This window comes from Pseudomonas sp. MPB23 (assembly GCF_046605395.1).
GTDB lineage: Bacteria > Pseudomonadota > Gammaproteobacteria > Pseudomonadales > Pseudomonadaceae > Aquipseudomonas.
Map to the genome: position 1 here is coordinate 6,030,931 of NZ_CP176771.1, position 17,818 is coordinate 6,048,748.

At 61.6% G+C, this 17,818-nt stretch carries 16 protein-coding genes; 9 read left to right on the forward strand and 7 right to left on the reverse strand.

The window, feature by feature from the left end; genetic code table 11:
- Window positions 1–3: 3 nt before the first annotated feature.
- The gene (tcdA, locus tag ACLH0J_RS27420) at window positions 4–813 is read right to left on the reverse strand and encodes a tRNA cyclic N6-threonylcarbamoyladenosine(37) synthase TcdA (RefSeq protein ID WP_411389887.1); all 810 of its coding nucleotides are present in this window, start codon (window positions 811–813) and stop codon (window positions 4–6) included.
- Window positions 814–1,031: 218 nt separating this feature from the next.
- Here tcdA and ACLH0J_RS27425 point away from each other — a divergent pair, with 218 nt between their 5' ends.
- The 4 genes from ACLH0J_RS27425 (at window position 1,032) to ACLH0J_RS27440 (ending at window position 6,189) form a co-directional block, all read left to right on the forward strand.
- Window positions 1,032–3,623 (forward strand): glycosyltransferase, encoded by a 2,592-nt coding sequence (locus ACLH0J_RS27425; RefSeq protein ID WP_411389888.1) that lies wholly within the window; start codon window positions 1,032–1,034, stop codon window positions 3,621–3,623.
- A 156-nt stretch (window positions 3,624–3,779) separates the two neighbouring features.
- On the forward strand, window positions 3,780–4,931 hold the full coding sequence (gene dapE, locus ACLH0J_RS27430; RefSeq protein WP_411389889.1) for a succinyl-diaminopimelate desuccinylase: 1,152 nt from the start codon (window positions 3,780–3,782) through the stop codon (window positions 4,929–4,931).
- Window positions 4,931–5,740, forward strand: a complete 810-nt coding sequence (locus ACLH0J_RS27435; RefSeq protein ID WP_411389890.1) for a putative RNA methyltransferase — start codon at window positions 4,931–4,933, stop codon at window positions 5,738–5,740. Before dapE ends, ACLH0J_RS27435 begins: the two co-directional genes overlap by 1 nt.
- 71 nt (window positions 5,741–5,811) lie before the next feature.
- Window positions 5,812–6,189, forward strand: coding sequence for a hypothetical protein (locus ACLH0J_RS27440; protein WP_411389891.1), 378 nt, complete (start codon window positions 5,812–5,814; stop codon window positions 6,187–6,189).
- Window positions 6,190–6,333: 144 nt separating this feature from the next.
- On the opposite strand, the gene ACLH0J_RS27445 is transcribed toward ACLH0J_RS27440, so the two are convergent.
- Window positions 6,334–6,543: a cold shock domain-containing protein gene (locus ACLH0J_RS27445; RefSeq protein ID WP_010563504.1), complete on the reverse strand. Its 210-nt coding sequence runs from the start codon at window positions 6,541–6,543 to the stop codon at window positions 6,334–6,336.
- A 180-nt stretch (window positions 6,544–6,723) separates the two neighbouring features.
- Between ACLH0J_RS27445 and plsB the strand changes: the two genes are divergently transcribed.
- The 3 genes from plsB to ACLH0J_RS27460 are packed head-to-tail and all read left to right on the forward strand — an operon-like array spanning window position 6,724 to window position 10,411.
- Window positions 6,724–9,243, forward strand: coding sequence for a glycerol-3-phosphate 1-O-acyltransferase PlsB (gene plsB, locus ACLH0J_RS27450; RefSeq protein WP_411389892.1), 2,520 nt, complete (start codon window positions 6,724–6,726; stop codon window positions 9,241–9,243).
- 51 nt (window positions 9,244–9,294) lie between these two features.
- Window positions 9,295–9,696: a YbaY family lipoprotein gene (locus tag ACLH0J_RS27455; protein WP_411389893.1), complete on the forward strand. Its 402-nt coding sequence runs from the start codon at window positions 9,295–9,297 to the stop codon at window positions 9,694–9,696.
- A 25-nt stretch (window positions 9,697–9,721) separates the two neighbouring features.
- On the forward strand, window positions 9,722–10,411 hold the full coding sequence (locus tag ACLH0J_RS27460; protein ID WP_411389894.1) for a DUF4197 domain-containing protein: 690 nt from the start codon (window positions 9,722–9,724) through the stop codon (window positions 10,409–10,411).
- Window positions 10,412–10,489: 78 nt separating this feature from the next.
- Here the strand turns inward: ACLH0J_RS27460 and ACLH0J_RS27465 are convergent, their stop codons facing one another.
- The 4 genes from ACLH0J_RS27465 to ACLH0J_RS27480 all read right to left on the reverse strand — a co-directional run bounded on the left by ACLH0J_RS27465 (window position 10,490) and on the right by ACLH0J_RS27480 (window position 15,547).
- Entirely contained in the window at window positions 10,490–10,654 is a 165-nt protein-coding gene (locus ACLH0J_RS27465) for a hypothetical protein (RefSeq protein WP_411389895.1), read from the reverse strand.
- A 124-nt stretch (window positions 10,655–10,778) separates the two neighbouring features.
- Window positions 10,779–11,372, reverse strand: coding sequence for a LysE family translocator (locus tag ACLH0J_RS27470; RefSeq protein ID WP_411389896.1), 594 nt, complete (start codon window positions 11,370–11,372; stop codon window positions 10,779–10,781).
- A gap of 2 nt (window positions 11,373–11,374) precedes the next feature.
- A complete protein-coding gene (locus ACLH0J_RS27475) occupies window positions 11,375–14,440 on the reverse strand; it encodes an efflux RND transporter permease subunit (RefSeq protein ID WP_411389897.1) in 3,066 nt (1,021 codons plus the stop codon).
- Between the two features lie 6 nt (window positions 14,441–14,446).
- Window positions 14,447–15,547 (reverse strand): efflux RND transporter periplasmic adaptor subunit, encoded by a 1,101-nt coding sequence (locus ACLH0J_RS27480; RefSeq protein ID WP_411389898.1) that lies wholly within the window; start codon window positions 15,545–15,547, stop codon window positions 14,447–14,449.
- A 93-nt stretch (window positions 15,548–15,640) separates the two neighbouring features.
- Between ACLH0J_RS27480 and ACLH0J_RS27485 the strand changes: the two genes are divergently transcribed.
- Window positions 15,641–16,276 carry a TetR/AcrR family transcriptional regulator gene (locus ACLH0J_RS27485; RefSeq protein WP_411389899.1) on the forward strand — a complete coding sequence of 212 codons (636 nt, stop codon included), beginning with the start codon at window positions 15,641–15,643 and terminating at the stop codon, window positions 16,274–16,276.
- A gap of 3 nt (window positions 16,277–16,279) precedes the next feature.
- Here ACLH0J_RS27485 and ACLH0J_RS27490 read toward each other — a convergent pair whose 3' ends face one another.
- Window positions 16,280–17,062 (reverse strand): class I SAM-dependent methyltransferase, encoded by a 783-nt coding sequence (locus tag ACLH0J_RS27490; protein ID WP_411389900.1) that lies wholly within the window; start codon window positions 17,060–17,062, stop codon window positions 16,280–16,282.
- A 96-nt stretch (window positions 17,063–17,158) separates the two neighbouring features.
- Between ACLH0J_RS27490 and ACLH0J_RS27495 the strand changes: the two genes are divergently transcribed.
- Window positions 17,159–17,779 carry an energy transducer TonB gene (locus ACLH0J_RS27495; RefSeq protein WP_411389901.1) on the forward strand — a complete coding sequence of 207 codons (621 nt, stop codon included), beginning with the start codon at window positions 17,159–17,161 and terminating at the stop codon, window positions 17,777–17,779.
- The last annotated feature ends 39 nt before the right edge of the window (window positions 17,780–17,818 follow it).

A 17,818-nucleotide genomic window follows, 5' to 3' on the forward strand; every position in this document is an offset into this window, starting at 1 on the left:
AACTCAGGCGGGCTTGACCCGCTCGGAAGGCCGGCGCACCCCGGCCACTATCTTGTCCACCGCTTTGGTCGCCGCCACCATGCCGAAAGTGGCCGTCACCATCATCACCGCGCCAAACCCTCCGGCGCAGTCCAGCTTCACCCCATCCCCGACAAAACTCTTCTGCAAGCAGATGCTGCCGTCCGGCTTGGGATAGCGCAGTTGCTCGGTGGAAAACACGCACGGCACGCTGTAATGGCGGGTCACGGTGCGGGAGAAACCGTAGTCGCGGCGCAGGGTGGAGCGCACTTTCGAGGCCAGGGGATCGTTGAAGGTGCGGTTCAGGTCACACACCTGGATCAGCGTCGGATCGATCTGCCCGCCGGCGCCGCCGGTGGTGATGATCTGGATCTTGCGGCGCTTGCACCAGGCGATCAACGCAGCCTTGGCGTTGACCGCGTCGATGCAGTCGATCACGCAATCGATGTTCGGCGTGATGTACTCGGCCATGGTGTCGCGGGTGACGAAGTCCGCCACCGCATGCACCGTGCAATCCGGGTTGATGCCGCGCAGGCGCTCGGCCATCACCTCGACTTTGGGCCTGCCCACGGTGCTGTCCAGGGCGTGCAACTGGCGGTTGCTGTTGCTCACGCAGACATCGTCCAGGTCAAACAGCGAAATTTCGCCTACCCCGCAACGGGCGATGGCTTCCGCCGCCCAGGAGCCGACTCCGCCGATGCCGACGATCGCCACATGGGCCGCTTTCAAGCGTTCCAGGCCTTCAATGCCATACAAGCGGGCGACGCCTGCAAACCGCGGATCTTCTGCACTCATGACCATTACCCCAAAAACCGGCGCGCATTATAGGGCTTTGCGGCGACAAGTTTTAAGCAACAAGCTACAAGTTAAGAACTTAGATGAACTTTCGCTGCCCAATGTCCGGTTTTTCTCGGCTTGCTGTACGGTCAGTGAAAGGCCAGTGTAGGATGCGCGCCGTCCGGCGCAGGCCGACACCTCTTTTCGTTCCACACCTTTTGGAACCCGACATAACCATGGCATCGCGTAAATTTGGACTCAACCTGGTGGTGGTGCTGGCAATTGCCGCGCTGTTCACCGGTTTCTGGGCGCTGATCAACCGCCCGGTCACTGCCCCCAACTGGCCCGAGCAGATCTCCGGTTTTTCCTACTCGCCGTTCCAGCAAGGCCAGTACCCGCAAAAAGACCAGTACCCGACCGACGAACAGATGCGTCAGGACCTGGCGATCATGAGCAAGCTGACAGACAACATCCGTACCTACTCGGTCGACGGCACCCTGGGGGATATCCCCAAACTGGCCGAAGAGTTCGGCCTGCGGGTGACCCTGGGGATCTGGATCAGCCCGGATCTGGAACGCAACGAGCGTGAAATCCAGCGTGCCATCGAGATCGCCAACAGTTCGCGCAGCGTCGTGCGCGTGGTGGTGGGCAACGAAGCGCTGTTCCGTGAAGAGATCACCCCTGAGGCGCTGATCGTGCTGCTGGACCGGGTACGCGCCGCGGTGAAAGTCCCGGTGACCACCTCCGAGCAGTGGCACATTTGGGAACACAATCCGCAACTGGCCAAGCACGTCGACCTGATCGCCGCGCACATCCTGCCGTACTGGGAACACATTCCGGTGGACCAGGCGGGCCAATTCGTACTCGACCGCGCGCGGGATCTGAAGAAGACCTTCCCGAAAAAGCCGCTGCTGCTATCGGAAGTTGGCTGGCCGAGCAACGGGCGCATGCGCGGTGGTGCTGATGCGTCGCCGGCCGACCAGGCGATTTACCTGCGCACCCTGGTCAACAAACTCAATCGCCAAGGCTATAACTACTTCGTGATCGAGGCCTTCGACCAGCCGTGGAAAGCCAGCGACGAAGGCTCGGTCGGCGCCTATTGGGGTGTGTTCAACGCCGCGCGCCAGCAGAAATTCAACTTTGAAGGGCCGGTAGTGGCGATCCCGCAATGGCGCGTGCTGGCCATCGGTTCGGTGGTGCTTGCGCTACTGTCCCTGACCCTGCTGATGATCGACGGCTCGGCGCTGCGCCAACGTGGCCGCACCTTCCTGACCTTTATCGCGTTCCTGTGCGGTTCGGTGCTGGTGTGGATCGGCTACGACTACAGTCAGCAATACAGCACCTGGTTCAGTCTGACCGTCGGTTTCCTCCTGGCACTCGGCGCCCTGGGCGTGTTTATCGTGTTGCTGACCGAGGCCCACGAACTGGCGGAAGCGGTGTGGACCCACAAGCGTCGGCGTGAATTCCTGCCGGTGGTGGGGGATTCGGACTACCGCCCGAAAGTGTCGATCCACGTGCCGTGCTACAACGAGCCGCCGGAAATGGTCAAACAGACCCTCGACGCGCTGGCGGCCCTCGATTACCCGGACTACGAAGTCCTGATCATCGACAACAACACCAAGGACCCGGCGGTATGGGAACCGGTGCGCGATTACTGCGCCACCCTCGGCCCGCGCTTCAAGTTCTTCCACGTGGCGCCCCTGGCCGGTTTCAAGGGCGGCGCGTTGAACTACCTGATCCCGCACACCGCCAAGGATGCCGAAGTGATCGCGGTGATCGACTCGGACTACTGCGTGTCGCCGAACTGGCTCAAGCACATGGTGCCGCACTTCGCCGACCCGAAAATCGCCGTGGTGCAATCGCCGCAGGATTACCGCGACCAGAACGAAAGCACCTTCAAGAAGCTCTGCTACGCCGAATACAAAGGCTTCTTCCATATCGGCATGGTCACCCGCAACGACCGCGACGCGATCATCCAGCACGGCACCATGACCATGACCCGTCGCTCGGTGCTCGAGGAACTGGGTTGGGCCGACTGGTGTATCTGTGAAGACGCCGAATTGGGCCTGCGGGTATTCGAGAAAGGTCTGTCGGCCGCGTATTACCACGACAGCTACGGCAAAGGCCTGATGCCGGATACCTTCATCGACTTCAAGAAGCAGCGTTTCCGCTGGGCCTACGGCGCGATCCAGATCATCAAGCGTCACACCGCCAGCCTGTTGCGCGGCAAGGACACCGAGCTGACCCGTGGCCAGCGCTACCACTTCCTCGCGGGCTGGCTGCCGTGGGTGGCCGATGGCATGAACATCTTCTTCACCGTCGGCGCGCTGTTGTGGTCGGCGGCAATGATCATCGTGCCGACCCGGGTTGACCCGCCGCTGCTGATTTTCGCGATCCCGCCGTTGGCGTTGTTCGTGTTCAAGGTGGGCAAGATCATCTTCCTGTACCGCCGCGCCGTAGGCGTGAACCTCAAGGACGCATTCTGTGCGGCCCTGGCCGGGTTGGCGTTGTCCCACACCATCGCCAAAGCGGTGCTGTATGGCTTCTTCACCACCAGCATTCCGTTCTTTCGTACACCGAAAAACGCGGATAACCACGGCTTCTGGGTGGCGATTTCCGAAGCGCGGGAAGAAATGTTCATCATGCTGCTGTTGTGGGGCGCGGCACTGGGGATCTACCTGGTACAGGGCCTGCCGAGCAATGACATGCGCTTCTGGGTGGTGATGCTGCTGGTGCAATCGCTGCCGTATGTGGCGGCGTTGATCATGGCGTTCCTGTCGTCGCTGCCGAAACCGGCACCGAAAGCAGAGCCGGCAACCGCACTGTAAAAACTTGCGCAATGCACTAAACGGCGGCCTCTGGCCGCCGTTTTGCTATAAGATAACGGCCCTTTTGCAAGCCTTGCACCCGACGACTGTAGGAGCGAGCTTGCTCGCTCCTACAGTCAATTAGAACGTCGCCGCCTTGATTTTCGGAGTTTTCCCATGACGGCCCATGCCGACCTTTCGCCGACCCTTCAACTTGCCATCGACCTGATCCGTCGCCCCTCGGTGACGCCGATCGACGCCGATTGCCAGAAGCTGATGATGCAGCGCCTGGGGGACGCCGGTTTTGCCTTGGAGCCGATGCGCATCGAAAACGTGGACAACTTCTGGGCCACCCACGGCAAGCACGACGGCCCGGTGCTGTGTTTTGCCGGTCACACCGACGTGGTCCCGACCGGCCCGGTGCAGGCCTGGCAGAACGACCCGTTCGATGCCCTCATCGACGAGAACGGCATGCTCTGCGGACGTGGCGCGGCGGACATGAAAGGCAGCCTGGCCGCGATGCTGGTGGCGACGGAGCGTTTTGTCGCCGACTACCCGGACCACAAGGGTTCGGTGGCCTTCCTGATCACCAGCGATGAGGAAGGCCCGGCGCACCACGGCACCAAGGCGGTAATCGAACGCCTGGCCGCGCGCAAGGAACGCCTGGACTGGTGCATCGTCGGCGAACCGTCGAGCACGACCCTGGTGGGCGACGTGGTCAAGAATGGCCGTCGCGGTTCCCTCGGCGCCACGCTGACCGTGCGCGGTGTACAGGGCCATGTGGCCTACCCGCACCTGGCGAAGAACCCGATCCACCTGGCGGCTCCGGCCCTGGCCGAACTGGCCGCCGAACATTGGGACGATGGCAACACCTTCTTCCCGCCGACCAGCTTTCAGATCTCCAACCTCAACGCCGGCACCGGCGCCACCAACGTGATCCCCGGTGACCTGACGGCCGTGTTCAACTTCCGTTTTTCCACCGAATCCACCGTTGAAGGCCTGCAACAACGCGTTGCCGCGATCCTCGACAAACATGGCCTGGACTGGCACGTGGAGTGGGCGCTGTCGGGCCTGCCATTTCTCACCGAACCCGGCGCGTTGCTCGATGCGGTCTCGGCCAGCATCAAGGCGGTTACCGGTCGCGAAACCCAGGCGTCCACCAGTGGCGGCACCTCCGATGGGCGCTTCATTGCGACCCTCGGCACCCAGGTGGTCGAGTTGGGCCCGGTCAACGCAACGATTCACCAGGTCAACGAACGCATCCTGGCCAGCGACCTTGATGTGCTGACCGACATTTACTACCAAACCCTGATCAAGTTGCTCGCCTGATGCTCGCCTGCCCCCTTTGCAGCGCCCCGCTCCACGCGGTGGATAATGGCGTGGCATGCCCGGTCGGCCACCGTTTCGACCGCGCCCGCCAGGGTTACCTGAACCTGTTGCCGGTGCAGCACAAAAACAGCCGTGACCCAGGCGATAACCTGGCGATGGTCGAGGCGCGCCGCGACTTCCTCAACGCCGGCCACTACGCGCCGGTGGCCAAGCGCCTGGCGGAACTGGCGGCCGAACGTGCGCCGCAGCGCTGGGTGGACATCGGCTGTGGCGAGGGCTACTACACCGCGCAGATCGCCGAGGCCCTGCCCCACGCCGACGGCTATGCCCTGGACATCTCCAAGGAGGCGGTCAAGCGTGCCTGCAAGCGCAACCCGGCGCTGACCTGGTTGATCGCCAGCATGGCCCGCGTGCCGTTGGCCGATGCCAGTTGCCAGTTCCTCGCCAGCGTGTTCAGCCCGTTGGACTGGCAGGAAGCCAAGCGCCTGCTCAGCCCCGGCGGCGGTTTGATGAAGGTCGGCCCCACCAGCGGCCACCTGATGGAACTGCGCGAGCGTTTATACGATGAAGTGCGCGAGTACACCGACGACAAGCACCTGGCCCTGGTACCCGACGGCATGAGCCTTGCGCACAGCGAGACCCTGGCATTCACCCTGAGTCTGGCCGAGCCCCAGGACCGCGCCAACCTGCTGGCCATGACGCCCCACGGCTGGCGCGCCAGTGCCGAGCGCCGCGCCGAGGTGATCGAGGCCGCCGAGCCGCTGCTGGTCACTGTGTCGATGCGCTACGATTATTTCGTGCTTCAATAACCGACTTTTCGGGCACTACGCCCACCGAGCATCCGCGAATGGATTTTCGAATCCCGCAACGAGGAACATCCATGCGCCAACCTGATATCGAGATTTACCTGAAGGACGCCGACGTCGACTACAAGGCCATTGCCGCCTGGCTCGGCGCCGCCCTGGGTCCGTGCACCGCCTGGGTCCAGAAGGGCCAGACCTACAAGTGCAAGGCCGGCAACGTGCCCGTCACCTGGCTGCCGAAGGCCGTAGGCAAGTGGAACAGCCTGTTCCTGGAAAGTGACCAGACGCCGTGGGAAGACGACATCGCCTGTGCCCGCGCTGCGTTTGCCGCGCTGAATGTCGAAGTGCGCTGCGCGCCGGGGAGCTGGATCGAGGAAGAGGGCGAGGAAAACGCTGACACCTGGATTCGGATCAGCGCGGACGGCGAAGAGCAGATCACCTGGAAAACCGCCTGATCTGAATGGGTGAACCCAAGCAAAATGTGGGAGGGGGCTTGCTCCCTATGGCAGTGGGGCAGTCACTGAATGTAGTGACTGATCCACCACTATCGGGAGCGAGCCCCCTCCCACATGGGTTCTGCGGTATAACAAAAACCCGCATTACAAACCGACCACATCCTCCGCCTGCAACCCCTTCTCGCCGCTCACCACGGCGTATTCCACCTGTTGGCCCTCGGCCAATGAACGGTGGCCCTCACCGCGAATGGCGCGGTAGTGCACAAACACATCCTTGCCGTCTTCACGCTGAATAAAGCCGTAGCCCTTGGCGTCGTTGAACCACTTCACACTACCGGTTTCGCGCGTTGCCATCTGTTCACTCCCACATGATTGTTATTGTTGAGTCGGTCGCGTTGAACTGCCGAGTATATGACAGGCTCAAAAACGATCAACTCAAGTTTACATCGCTGCTTTTTTGCCGATTTTCGGCGAATACGGCACACTACTCGCCCGAGCGACTGCTCGGTTTTTTCCACTTGAAGCAGTTCGCCTATGACCCGCTCCCCGTTCCGCCGTCTGGTGTTTGGCACCCTGCGCCGACTGTTGTACCTCTGGGTTCGCTCGGAAACGATCAACCAGTCGTCCCTAACCCTCAACCTGGACCGCAGCCGGCCGGTGTTCTACGTCCTGCAATCGCCCTCCCTCAGCGAACTGGCCGTGGTCGATTCCGAGTGCACCAAGGCCGGCCTGCCGCGCCCGGTGCTGCCGGTATCGGTCGGCCCGCTGATGGAACCCGCGGCGTTCTTCTACCTCACACCGGAACCGGACTGGCTCGGCCGCCAGGATAAGCGCGGTGCGCCGCCGACCCTGACCCGCCTGGTCAATACCCTCACCGAGCACGCCGAAGAGAATGCACAAATCATTCCGGTCAGCGTGTTCTGGGGGCAGTCACCCGATAGCGAGTCCAGCCCGTGGAAACTGCTATTTGCCGACAGTTGGGCGGTCACCGGGCGTCTGCGCCGTTTGCTGAGCATCCTGATCCTCGGTCGCAAGACCCGCGTGCAATTCTCCGCGCCCATCAACCTGCGTGAATTGATCGAGCACAATAAAGGTCACGAACGCACCGTGCGCATGGCACAACGCATCCTGCGCGTGCACTTTCGTAACCTGAAGACCGCCGTGATCGGTCCCGACCTGTCCCACCGCCGCAATCTGGTGAAGGGCCTGGTGAATATGCCGCTGGTACGCCAGGCGATTGCCGACGAAGCCGAGCGGGAAAAGATCAGCCCGGAAAAAGCCAAGGCCCAGGCCCTGCGCTATGGCAACGAGATCGCCTCGGACTACACCTACACCGCGATCCGCTTCCTGGAAGTGGTGCTGAGCTGGTTCTGGAACAAGATCTACGACGGCATCAAGGTCAACAACATCGAAGGCGTACAAAAGGTTGCCCAGGGTTACGAGGTGATCTATGTGCCCTGCCACCGCAGCCACATCGACTACCTGCTGCTGTCGTACCTGCTGTTCAAGAACGGCCTGACCCCGCCGCACATCGCCGCCGGGATCAACCTGAACATGCCGGTGATCGGCAGCCTGTTGCGCCGTGGCGGTGCGTTTTTCATGCGTCGCACCTTCAAGGGCAACCCGCTGTACACCTCGGTGTTCAACGAATACCTGCACACCCTGTTCACCAAAGGCTTCCCCGTGGAGTACTTCGTCGAAGGCGGGCGCTCGCGCACCGGGCGCATGCTGCAGCCGAAAACCGGGATGCTGGCGATCACCCTGCGCAGCTTCCTGCGTTCCTCGCGCATGCCGATCGTGTTCGTGCCGGTGTATATCGGCTATGAGCGCGTGCTCGAAGGCCGCACTTACCTCGGTGAGTTGCGTGGCGCGAGCAAGAAGAAAGAGTCGATCTTCGATATTTTCAAAGTGATCGGTGCGCTCAAGCAGCGTTTTGGCCAGGTCGCGGTCAACTTCGGCGAACCGATCAAGCTGGCGGAGTTCCTCGACGCCGAGCAGCCGGATTGGCGCGCCCAGGAGCTGGGCCCGCACTACAAACCGGCCTGGCTCAACGCAACCACGCACCGTCTCGGCGAACAGGTGGCGCGGCACTTGAACGAAGCGGCGGCGGTCAACCCGGTCAACCTGGTGGCCCTGGCGCTGCTGTCCACCACACGCCTGGCCCTGGACGAACAGGCCATGGCCCGCCAGTTGGATCTGTACCTGGCGTTACTGCGCCGCGTGCCTTATTCACCCCACACCACCTTGCCCGAAGGCGATGGCATGGCGCTGATCCAGCACGTCAAGGACATGCACCTGCTGTCGGAACAGAGCGATGCCCTGGGCAAGATCCTGTACCTGGACGAGCAGAACGCCGTCCTGATGACCTACTACCGCAACAACGTGCTGCATATCTTCGCCCTGCCGGCCCTGCTGGCGAGCTTCTTCCAGAGCAGCTCGCGAATGAGCCGCGAGCAGATCCTGCGCTACACCCATGCGCTGTACCCGTACCTGCAATCGGAGCTGTTCATCCGCTGGTCGCTGGAAGAGCTGGACACAGTGATCGACCAGTGGCTGGAAGCCTTTGTCGAACAAGGCCTGCTGCGCTTCGAAAATGATGTGTACCTGCGCCCGGCACCGAGCTCGCGGCACTTCGTGCTGCTGACGCTGCTGTCCAAAAGCATCGCCCAGACCCTGCAACGCTTTTACATGGCGATCTCGCTGCTGCTCAACAGCGGCCGGAACAGCATCAGCGCCGAAGAGCTGGAAGACTTGTGCACGATCATGGCCCAGCGCCTGTCGATCCTGCATGGCCTCAATGCCCCGGAGTTCTTCGACAAGAGCCTTTTCCGACATTTCATCCAGACCTTGCTGGAGCAAGATGTGCTGCGCCGTGATGAAGCCGGCAAGTTGAGCTACCACGACCTGCTCGGCGAACTGGCCGAGGGCGCCGCCAAGCGCGTGTTGCCGGCCGATATTCGCCTGTCGATTCGCCAGGTGGCCTTGCATCGCGTGGACGGCGCGGCCGAGGCGCCGGACGAACCTGCAGCCGTCAACCCCGAAGAAAACCGCTAGATTTAACAAGGTGCCGGTTGGATGCCGGCACCGTTGAAAAGGAGCTGCACCATGAAAAAGATTATCCTCCTGGGCCTCACCGCCCTGCTCGGCGCCTGCCAATCCATGCCCCCCGCGCCCACGGCCAGCCTCGATGGCGAAGTGTTCTACCTGCAACGCATCGCCCTGCCGCCCGCAGCGACCTTGAGCGTCAGCCTGCAAGACGTATCGCGGATGGACGCCCCGGCCGTGACACTCGCCGAGCAGAAAGGCCCGGTCAAGGGCCAGGTGCCGCTGCCGTTTCACCTGAGCTACGATCCGGCACAGGTCAAGCCGGGCCACCGTTATGCGGTGAGTGCTCGCATCGAACTGGATGGCAAGCTACTGTTTATGACCACCGAACAGCACGCTGTACAACTCAATGGCCAGGACCCACAGCCACTGCGCCTAAGGGTCAACGCTGTCGCTCACTGAATTTCTCGACCATAAGGAAGCGCCCATGCTCCGCAACTCCCTTCGCCTCACTGCCCTGTGTGCCGGCCTGCTGCTCGGTGCCAACGCCATGGCCCTGGACCTTGGCAGCCTGTCCCAGGGCGACGCCAGCGGCGGCCTCAAGGACGCCCTCACCCAAGGCGCACAGATCGCTGTGAAACAACTGGGTGTACCCGGTGGTTTCAGCAACAACCCCGAAGTAAAGATCGGCCTGCCGGGCAAACTGGGCAAGGTCGCCGACAAGCTGAAAATGTTCGGCATGGGCGAGCAGGTCACACAACTGGAAGACAGCATGAACAAAGCGGCTGAAACCGCCGTGACCCAGGCCCAGCCGATCCTGGTCAACGCTGTGAAAAACATGAGCGTGACCGACGCCAAGGGCATCCTGACCGGCGGCCAGGACTCGGCCACCCAGTACCTGAACAAGAGCAGCCGCGAAGAAATCCGCGCCAAGTTCCTGCCCATCGTCAAGGCCGCCACCGACAAGGTCGGCGTCGCCCAGCAGTACAACGCCCTGGCCGGCAAGGCAGCGGCATTTGGCGCGGTCGATGCCAAGAGCGCCAACGTCGAAAACTACGTGACCGAGCAGGCGCTGGATGGTTTGTTCAAGATGATCGCGCAGCAGGAAGAAACGATTCGCAAGAATCCAGCAGCGGCGGCGACCAGCCTGGCGAAGAAGGTGTTTGGCGCGCTGTAGACACCGGCCAAACCCCTTCGCAACACGGAAAAACGCCCCGATGATTCGGGGCGTTTGCGTGCAGGCGTCAGCCAGGGTTCAATATTTTATTTTCGCCTCAATGTTGACTGTCCTTTCATTGGCCCTGTCTTCACATGGCTTGGCTGGCTTAGGCTTGCAGCATCCGCCGCCGTGGGACGGACCATTCTTCATCGCGGCGCCAAGCAGCGAAAGAGGACTCAACAGAATAGGCATGAGGATCATGGTGAACTCCTTGCGTTCCAATTGTTCCAGCGTCTGTCTCAAGCAGAAGCCGGTACCTGCCAATCAGGTAACGTTGAGTGGCGATCACGCAAGAATGGTTCCTTGCCGGCTGTAGTCATAAGCCCTAGCCCAGAAGCGAATCAGCCAGCCGCCCCATCATGAGCGTGGCGAAACAGCCGATCGCCACGGAGGTCACACGGTTGATCTTCAAGGGGCTCAGCCAGGTCTTTTGAATCCCGTTGAATTGGCTGCCGAGCACGATCCAGGCCGCCCCGACAGGTATCACCACTAACGCGAGCGTGGTCATGAACGCCCCATAGCCGTTGAGCGTGGCAAAGGCACCGGCAGGCGCGATAAACGATACGATCAGCAACCCCTTGGGATTCATCACCGTCAGCCAAAAGAAATACAGGCCGGAGAATCGGTCCTTGCCCGGGTCAACCGCGTCGCCTTTGTGCCGCCACAGCTTGTAGGAGACGTACAGCAGGTAACAGGCTGCCGCCAGTTGAGTCGCCTTCACTGCCCACGGCGAATAGGCCGCCAGGTAAACCAACGCCATGCCCCACAGGGAGACCTGTAGCACATACGCCAGGCATTCGATAAACGCCAACCGCCACGAAGCCCGAAACCCCGACAACACCCCGGCACGAAACAACAGGGTGTTGGTAGGACCCGGGGCAATGAGTAGCAACAACAAGGCTGAAACAGTGACCAGCATGATTACACGACGTCCTTACGTACTTTGAACCACGCAGCATACAGGGCCGGCAGGAACAACAGGGTTAACGCCGTCGCCACAATCAACCCCCCCATGATCGCCACCGCCATCGGCCCGAAGAACACACTGCGTGACAGCGGGATCATCGCCAGTACCGCCGCGAGTGCCGTCAGCACAATCGGACGGAAACGTCGGACGGTGGCTTCGATAATGGCTTGCCACGGCGCCAGGCCGGCCTTGATATCCTGTTCGATCTGGTCCACCAGGATCACCGAGTTACGCATGATCATCCCCGACAGCGCGATGGTGCCGAGCATGGCGACAAAACCGAAGGGTTGGCGGAACACCAGCAGGAACAGCGTCACGCCGATCAGTCCGAGGGGAGCGGTGAGAAACACCATCGCCGTGCGTGAGAAACTTCGCAGTTGCAGCATCAGCAACGTCAGCACCACCACGATAAACAACGGTACACCGGCCTTCACCGAGTTCTGCCCGCGCGCGGAGTCTTCGACGGTACCGCCGACGTCCAGCAGGTAGCCGTCGGGCAGCGAGGCACGCACACCTTCAAGGGTCGGCAGAATCTGCTGGACCAGCGTCGCCGGTTGCTCCTTGCCATAGATATCGGCGCGAATGGTCACGGTCGGCAGGCGGTTGCGGTGCCAGATGACACCTTCTTCGAACCCGTATTCAAGGGTGGCGATTTGCGCCAGGGCCACGCTTTTCCCGTTGTCGGTGGGCACGGCCAGGCTTGGCAGCAGCGATAATTCGGTACGTTCGTGGACAGTGCCGCGCAGCAGGATTTCGATCAACTCGTTGTCCTCCCGGAATTGGCTGACGCTGGAACCGGTGAGGGAGCTCTGCAGGAATTTCGACAGGTTGGCGGTGCTCACGCCAAGGGCGCGGGCGCGATCCTGGTCGATATTGAGGTAGACGATTTTGCTGGGTTCTTCCCAGTCCAGGTGCACGTTGGCCACGTGGGGATTTTCGCGAACCTTGGCCGCCACTTGGCGTGCCAGGCCACGAACTTCGTCGATGTTTTCGCCCGTCACGCGAAACTGTACCGGGTAGCCCACGGGCGGGCCGTTTTCCAGGCGTGTGACCCGTGAGCGCAGGTCGGGGAATTGTTCATTGAGGGTTTGGATCAGCCAGGTGCGCAGGCTTTCACGTTCCTCGATCGTCTTGGCCAACACCACGAACTGGGCAAAACTGGCCGCCGGCAGTTGCTGGTCCAGGGGCAGGTAGAAGCGCGGCGAACCGGTGCCGACATAGGCCACGTAGTTGTCGATGCCGGCATGGTCCTTGAGCAAAGCCTCCAGGCGCTTGACCCGCTCGGCGGTGTTGCTCAGGGAAGCGCCTTCGGCGAGTTTGAGGTCGACCATCAGTTCCAGGCGGCCGGATGCGGGGAAGAACTGCTGGGGCACAAAGCGAAACAACGCGACCGAGCCGAAAAACAGCAGCAGGGTCAGCACGATTACGGTTTTGCGGCGGCGTACGCACCACTCCACCACACGCCTGACACGCTGATAGAACGGCGTGCCATAGGGATCGGGCCCATCAGCGCCATGTTTGGCCGCGTGAATCTTCGCCAGGTCCGGCAGGAGTTTTTCCCCAAGGTAGGGCACGAACACCACGGCGGCCACCCAGGAAGCCAGCAACGCGATGGTCACCACCTGAAAGATCGAACGGGTGTATTCGCCGGTGCTCGACTGCGCGGTGGCGATCGGCAGAAAGCCGGCGGCGGTGATCAAGGTACCGGTGAGCATCGGGAACGCGGTGCTGGTCCAGGCGAAACTCGCGGCTTTAAGCCGGTCGTAACCCTGCTCCATTTTGATCGCCATCATTTCCACGGCGATGATCGCATCATCCACCAGCAAGCCCAGGGCCAGCACCAAGGCGCCGAGGGAGATCTTGTGCAGGCCGATACCGAGGTAATACATGCTGGCAAAGGTCATCGCCAGCACCAGCGGAATCGCCAGTGCTACCACCATGCCGGTACGCACGCCGAGGGAGAAAAAGCTCACCAGCAACACAATGGCCAGCGCCTCGGCCAAGACTTGGACGAATTCTCCGACACCGGTTTTCACTGCTGCGGGCTGGTCCGATACCTTGCGCAGTTCCATGCCCGCCGGAAGGTTCTTCTGCAAGCGTGCGAATTCGCCTTCAAGGGCCTTGCCCAATACCAGGATATCGCCGCCGTCGCGCATGGCCACGGCCAGGCCGATGGCGTCTTCGCCCATGTAGCGCATGCGCGGCGCGGGTGGGTCGTTGAAGCCACGGTGGATCTGCGCCACATCGCCGATGCGGAAGGTGCGATCGCCGACGCGAATCGGGAAGGCGCGAATCTCTTCCACCGTCTTGAAATTACCCGACACCCGCAGTTGCACACGTTCACTCGGGGTTTCAAAGAAGCCAGCGGTGGACACCGCGTTCTGCTCCTGCAACGCCTGCTGCACGGCGGCCAGAGGTAAACCGAGGGTAGCCAGCTTGAGGTTGGACAGCTCGATCCAGATTTTCTCGTCCTGCAGGCCGATCAACTCGACCTTGCCGACGTCCGCCACCCGTTGCAGTTGGATCTGGATGCGGTCGGCGTAGTCCTTGAGCACGGCGTAGTCGAAGCCGTCGCCGGTCAGGGCGTAGATATTGCCAAAGGTGGTGCCGAATTCATCGTTGAAAAACGGCCCCTGGATATCGGGCGGCAAGGTCTGGCGGATGTCATTGACCTTTTTGCGCACCTGGTACCACAACTCGGGAATCTGCGCCGAACGCATGGCATCGCGGGCGACGAACGTGACTTGGGATTCGCCGGGGCGCGAGAAGGAAACGATGCGATCGTACTCGCCGGTCTCCATGAGTTTTTTCTCGATGCGCTCGGTGACCTGCCGCGACACCTCCTGAGCCGTGGCCCCGGGCCAATTGGTCTTGATCACCATGGCTTTGAAGGTGAACGGCGGGTCTTCGCTTTGCCCCAACTTGGTGTAGGACAAGGTGCCAACCACTGCCAGCAAGATCATCAGGAACAGTACGATCTGGCGATTACGCAACGCCCATTCGGAAAGATTGAAACCCATCGGGGACTACTCCTTGGCCGCCAGATTCACTACGCGGTTGGCGCGATCCACCGGGCGCACTTGCTGGCCCTCATGGAGCACATGCACACCGGCAGCAATCACCCAATCAGTGGGATTCAACCCTTCCAGTACCGGTACGGTCTTTTCGCCGAAAGCACCGATGCGCACCGCCGTGCGCTTGAGGGTGTTGTCCGGCAGCACGCGCCAGACGTAGGACACACCGTTCTGCGCACTGAGGGCCGACAGCGGCACAGACAGAGGAATAACGCCATCGGCCTGTATGAATACACGTGCGCTCTGGCCTAGTTCAGCCGGGACCTTACCGCCGGTGAACGCGACACGCGCAGCGAAGGTACGCGATTTGGGATCGGCAGCGGGCGACAGTTCACGAATGCGCCCGGCAAAGCGCTGCTCCGGCTGGCTCCACAACTCAACTGAGACCGGCTGGCCGATCTTGAAGCGACCGAAGCCTTGCTCCGGCAGACTGATCAGCACTTCTCGCTCACCGTCGGTGGCCAGGGTGAACACGGTCTGGCCGGCGGACACCACTTGGCCGACTTCCACCGAACGCTTGGCGACTACGCCGTCCTGCGGCGCACGCAGCACGGCATAGCCGGCCTGGTTGCTGGACACGTCGAACTCGGCCTTGATCTGCTTGAGGCGCGCTTCGCCGGATCGGTAGAGATTTTCAGCATTGTCGTACTGGGAGCGGCTAACCAACTGACGGTCCATCAGGGTCTTGTAGCGATCACGCTCGGCCCGCACCAATCTCAGGTTGGCTTCGGCAGCGGCGACTTGGGCGCGGGCGGCCTCCAATTGCAGGCGCACATCCTGGGGATCGAGCTCCGCCAACGGCTGGTTGGCCTTGACCCGTTCGCCCTCCTCCACCAACCGTTTACTGACTTTGCCGCCGATGCGAAAGGCCAGGTCTGGCTCGTAACGGGCACGTACTTCGCCAGGATAGCTGTCCGTCGCCTGCGCCGAGGGCTGCGGCTGCACCACCATGGCTGGGCGGGGGGTGGTCTGGGCCGCTTCTTCACGACCGCACGCGGAGAGCAGGACAGCCAGACTGAGAGGCAACGCAAGGTGCAGGAAAGTGCTGCGCATGCTGAAGGACCTTTCGCAAATGGAGCTTGGAATAATTATACTTGCCGGTATGTTATTAATACCAAACTCACCAGTCCAGTATTAAAGGTGAAAATGTCCGACAAACCTGTCAACACCAATAGCCCCGGGCGTCCCAAGGACATGGCAAAACGCCAGGCTATCCTCGAAGCAGCGAAAATCCTGTTTTTGAGCAATGGCTACGCCAGCACCAGCATGGATGCTGTGGCCCTTGAGGCCGGCGTGTCGAAACTGACCGTCTATAGCCACTTCACCGACAAAGAGACCTTGTTCACCGCCGCGGTGGTGGCAAAGTGCGAGGAACAACTGCCGGTGATGTACTTCGAACTGCCCCACGACCTGCCGGTGGAAACTGTGTTGTTGAATATCGCGCGGGGGTTCCATCGGCTGATCAACAGCGAGGAGTCGGTGAACCTGCATCGCCTGATGATGACGACCGGCAATCAGGACGTGAAACTCTCACAGATCTTCTTTGAAGCAGGCCCCATGCGCATGTTGCAAGGCATGGAACGCCTGCTGAGCAAAATCGACCAGAGCGGCGCGCTGAGCATCGATAAACCGTTCAAGGCGGCGGAGCACTTTTTCTGCCTGCTCAAGGGCACCGCGAATTTCTGCTTGTTGCATGGCTGCGCCGGGCAGTTGAGCGAAGAGGCCGCCGAAGCCCATGTGCAGGATGTGGTGGGATTGTTTATGCGGGCCTACCGACCTTGATGATCAGGGCTTGAGCGCCTTCTTGGGATAGATGTCATAGCGGCTGGATTTACCATCCAGCGCATGGCTCGGCTTGGGCCCTTCGATGCACGGCGCTTTGCGCGGGCGCTTGACCACCACGCGATGACTGGCCAGGGCCAGGGCGGCCGCGAGCAAAGCCGGAGCATCCAGATCATCGCCTACCAACGGGCGGAACAGGCGCATTTCCTTCTTCACCAGAGCGGTTTTCTCACGATGGGGGAACATCGGATCGAGGTAGATCACCTGGGGCGGCTCACCTTGCCAGTTGAGCATCACATCGATGGAGTTGCCCTTGAGCAGCTTCATGCGCGCCACGATCGGCGCCACGTCAAAATCCTCCGCCGCGCGTGCCAGGCCGTCTTCGAGCAAGGCACCGATCAATGGCTGGCGCTCGATCAGACTCATGTCACAACCCAGGCTGGCGAGGACAAACGCGTCCTTGCCCAGCCCGGCGGTAGCGTCCAGCACCCGAGGACGCACGCCTTGGGCAATGCCCACGGCCTTGGCGATCATCTGTCCGCTACCGCCGCCGTATAAGCGCCGGTGCGCGGCGCCGCCCTCCACAAAGTCGACGCGCACCGGCCCCGGTGCGTCAGGCCCGAGCTGTTGCAGTTGCAGGCCATGTTCCCCGACCTGCAGGGAAAAATCCGCATCGGCCAGCGTTAATGGCAAGCCAAGCTGTTTGGCCACCTGCTCGGCACGGGCCTGGAAACCTTCGGCCAAGGCCTCGACCTGGATGCGGCTGGCCGCGGGTTGTTCGCTCATCAATCGCTACGCTCAAAAATATTAAGGATCGGCAAAAAGCGGCCGATAAAAACAACAGTCAGGTATTTTGCCAGAGCTGAGCGTCGACCGAGAAAAATGTCAGACATTCTTCCCCTAACCATCGGTGTACTGCCGACCCACAACCACTACGGCCTGCGCAATACTCAAGCGCTGGCCGGCGTGAGTCATGTGTGGCAGGACTTCTTCGCCCGGGCGCTGGCCGAGCAGCTCGGTGAAAACCAGGACGCCCTGGCAGCCAAGGCGTCGACAGCGGTGGACCCGACGGTAGAACCCAGCGAAGGCGCCGACCTGTTGTCGCAGATCCTCACCCAACGCGAATGCGACGTCACAGACACCGAGATCGCCCCGCCTGAGCCGCTGTTCCTGCCGAAAGCCGAGTTCGAGACCGAGTTGCTGCCACCGCCGGCAACCCCATTCCCACCCGACGAAATCGTCGCCCAGCAACGCCAGCAAAATTTCGAAAGCGGCTGGGTGCGTCCGATCGTGCTGACCGCCGGCCAGCCAGTGCCGGAACCGGGCCCGGCGCCGGAACCGCGTCCGCTGCACCTGCCGATTGCCGAATTCGAACTGGATCTGCTGCCACCGGCCGCCACGCCATACCCCGAAGAAGAACTCGTGGCGCAACAAAAAGCCCTGGACTTCGACTACTACTGGGCGCGCCCGCTGATTACCCACAACCTGCGCCTGGCCGCCTGAGCCTTGGCGGCACACCCGTTACGCTGAAAACCCGCTGCG

Excerpts from the sequence above, each read along its gene's own strand:
- tcdA (WP_411389887.1), bottom strand. The coding sequence starts at position 813 with ATGAGTGCAGAAGATCCGCGGTTTGCAGGCGTCGCCCGCTTGTATGGC.
- ACLH0J_RS27425 (WP_411389888.1), top strand. The coding sequence starts at position 1,032 with ATGGCATCGCGTAAATTTGGACTCAACCTGGTGGTGGTGCTGGCAATT.
- dapE (WP_411389889.1), top strand. The coding sequence starts at position 3,780 with ATGACGGCCCATGCCGACCTTTCGCCGACCCTTCAACTTGCCATCGAC.
- ACLH0J_RS27435 (WP_411389890.1), top strand. The coding sequence starts at position 4,931 with ATGCTCGCCTGCCCCCTTTGCAGCGCCCCGCTCCACGCGGTGGATAAT.
- ACLH0J_RS27440 (WP_411389891.1), top strand. The coding sequence starts at position 5,812 with ATGCGCCAACCTGATATCGAGATTTACCTGAAGGACGCCGACGTCGAC.
- ACLH0J_RS27445 (WP_010563504.1), bottom strand. The coding sequence starts at position 6,543 with ATGGCAACGCGCGAAACCGGTAGTGTGAAGTGGTTCAACGACGCCAAG.
- plsB (WP_411389892.1), top strand. The coding sequence starts at position 6,724 with ATGACCCGCTCCCCGTTCCGCCGTCTGGTGTTTGGCACCCTGCGCCGA.
- ACLH0J_RS27455 (WP_411389893.1), top strand. The coding sequence starts at position 9,295 with ATGAAAAAGATTATCCTCCTGGGCCTCACCGCCCTGCTCGGCGCCTGC.
- ACLH0J_RS27460 (WP_411389894.1), top strand. The coding sequence starts at position 9,722 with ATGCTCCGCAACTCCCTTCGCCTCACTGCCCTGTGTGCCGGCCTGCTG.
- ACLH0J_RS27465 (WP_411389895.1), bottom strand. The coding sequence starts at position 10,654 with ATGATCCTCATGCCTATTCTGTTGAGTCCTCTTTCGCTGCTTGGCGCC.
- ACLH0J_RS27470 (WP_411389896.1), bottom strand. The coding sequence starts at position 11,372 with ATGCTGGTCACTGTTTCAGCCTTGTTGTTGCTACTCATTGCCCCGGGT.
- ACLH0J_RS27475 (WP_411389897.1), bottom strand. The coding sequence starts at position 14,440 with ATGGGTTTCAATCTTTCCGAATGGGCGTTGCGTAATCGCCAGATCGTA.
- ACLH0J_RS27480 (WP_411389898.1), bottom strand. The coding sequence starts at position 15,547 with ATGCGCAGCACTTTCCTGCACCTTGCGTTGCCTCTCAGTCTGGCTGTC.
- ACLH0J_RS27485 (WP_411389899.1), top strand. The coding sequence starts at position 15,641 with ATGTCCGACAAACCTGTCAACACCAATAGCCCCGGGCGTCCCAAGGAC.
- ACLH0J_RS27490 (WP_411389900.1), bottom strand. The coding sequence starts at position 17,062 with ATGAGCGAACAACCCGCGGCCAGCCGCATCCAGGTCGAGGCCTTGGCC.
- ACLH0J_RS27495 (WP_411389901.1), top strand. The coding sequence starts at position 17,159 with ATGTCAGACATTCTTCCCCTAACCATCGGTGTACTGCCGACCCACAAC.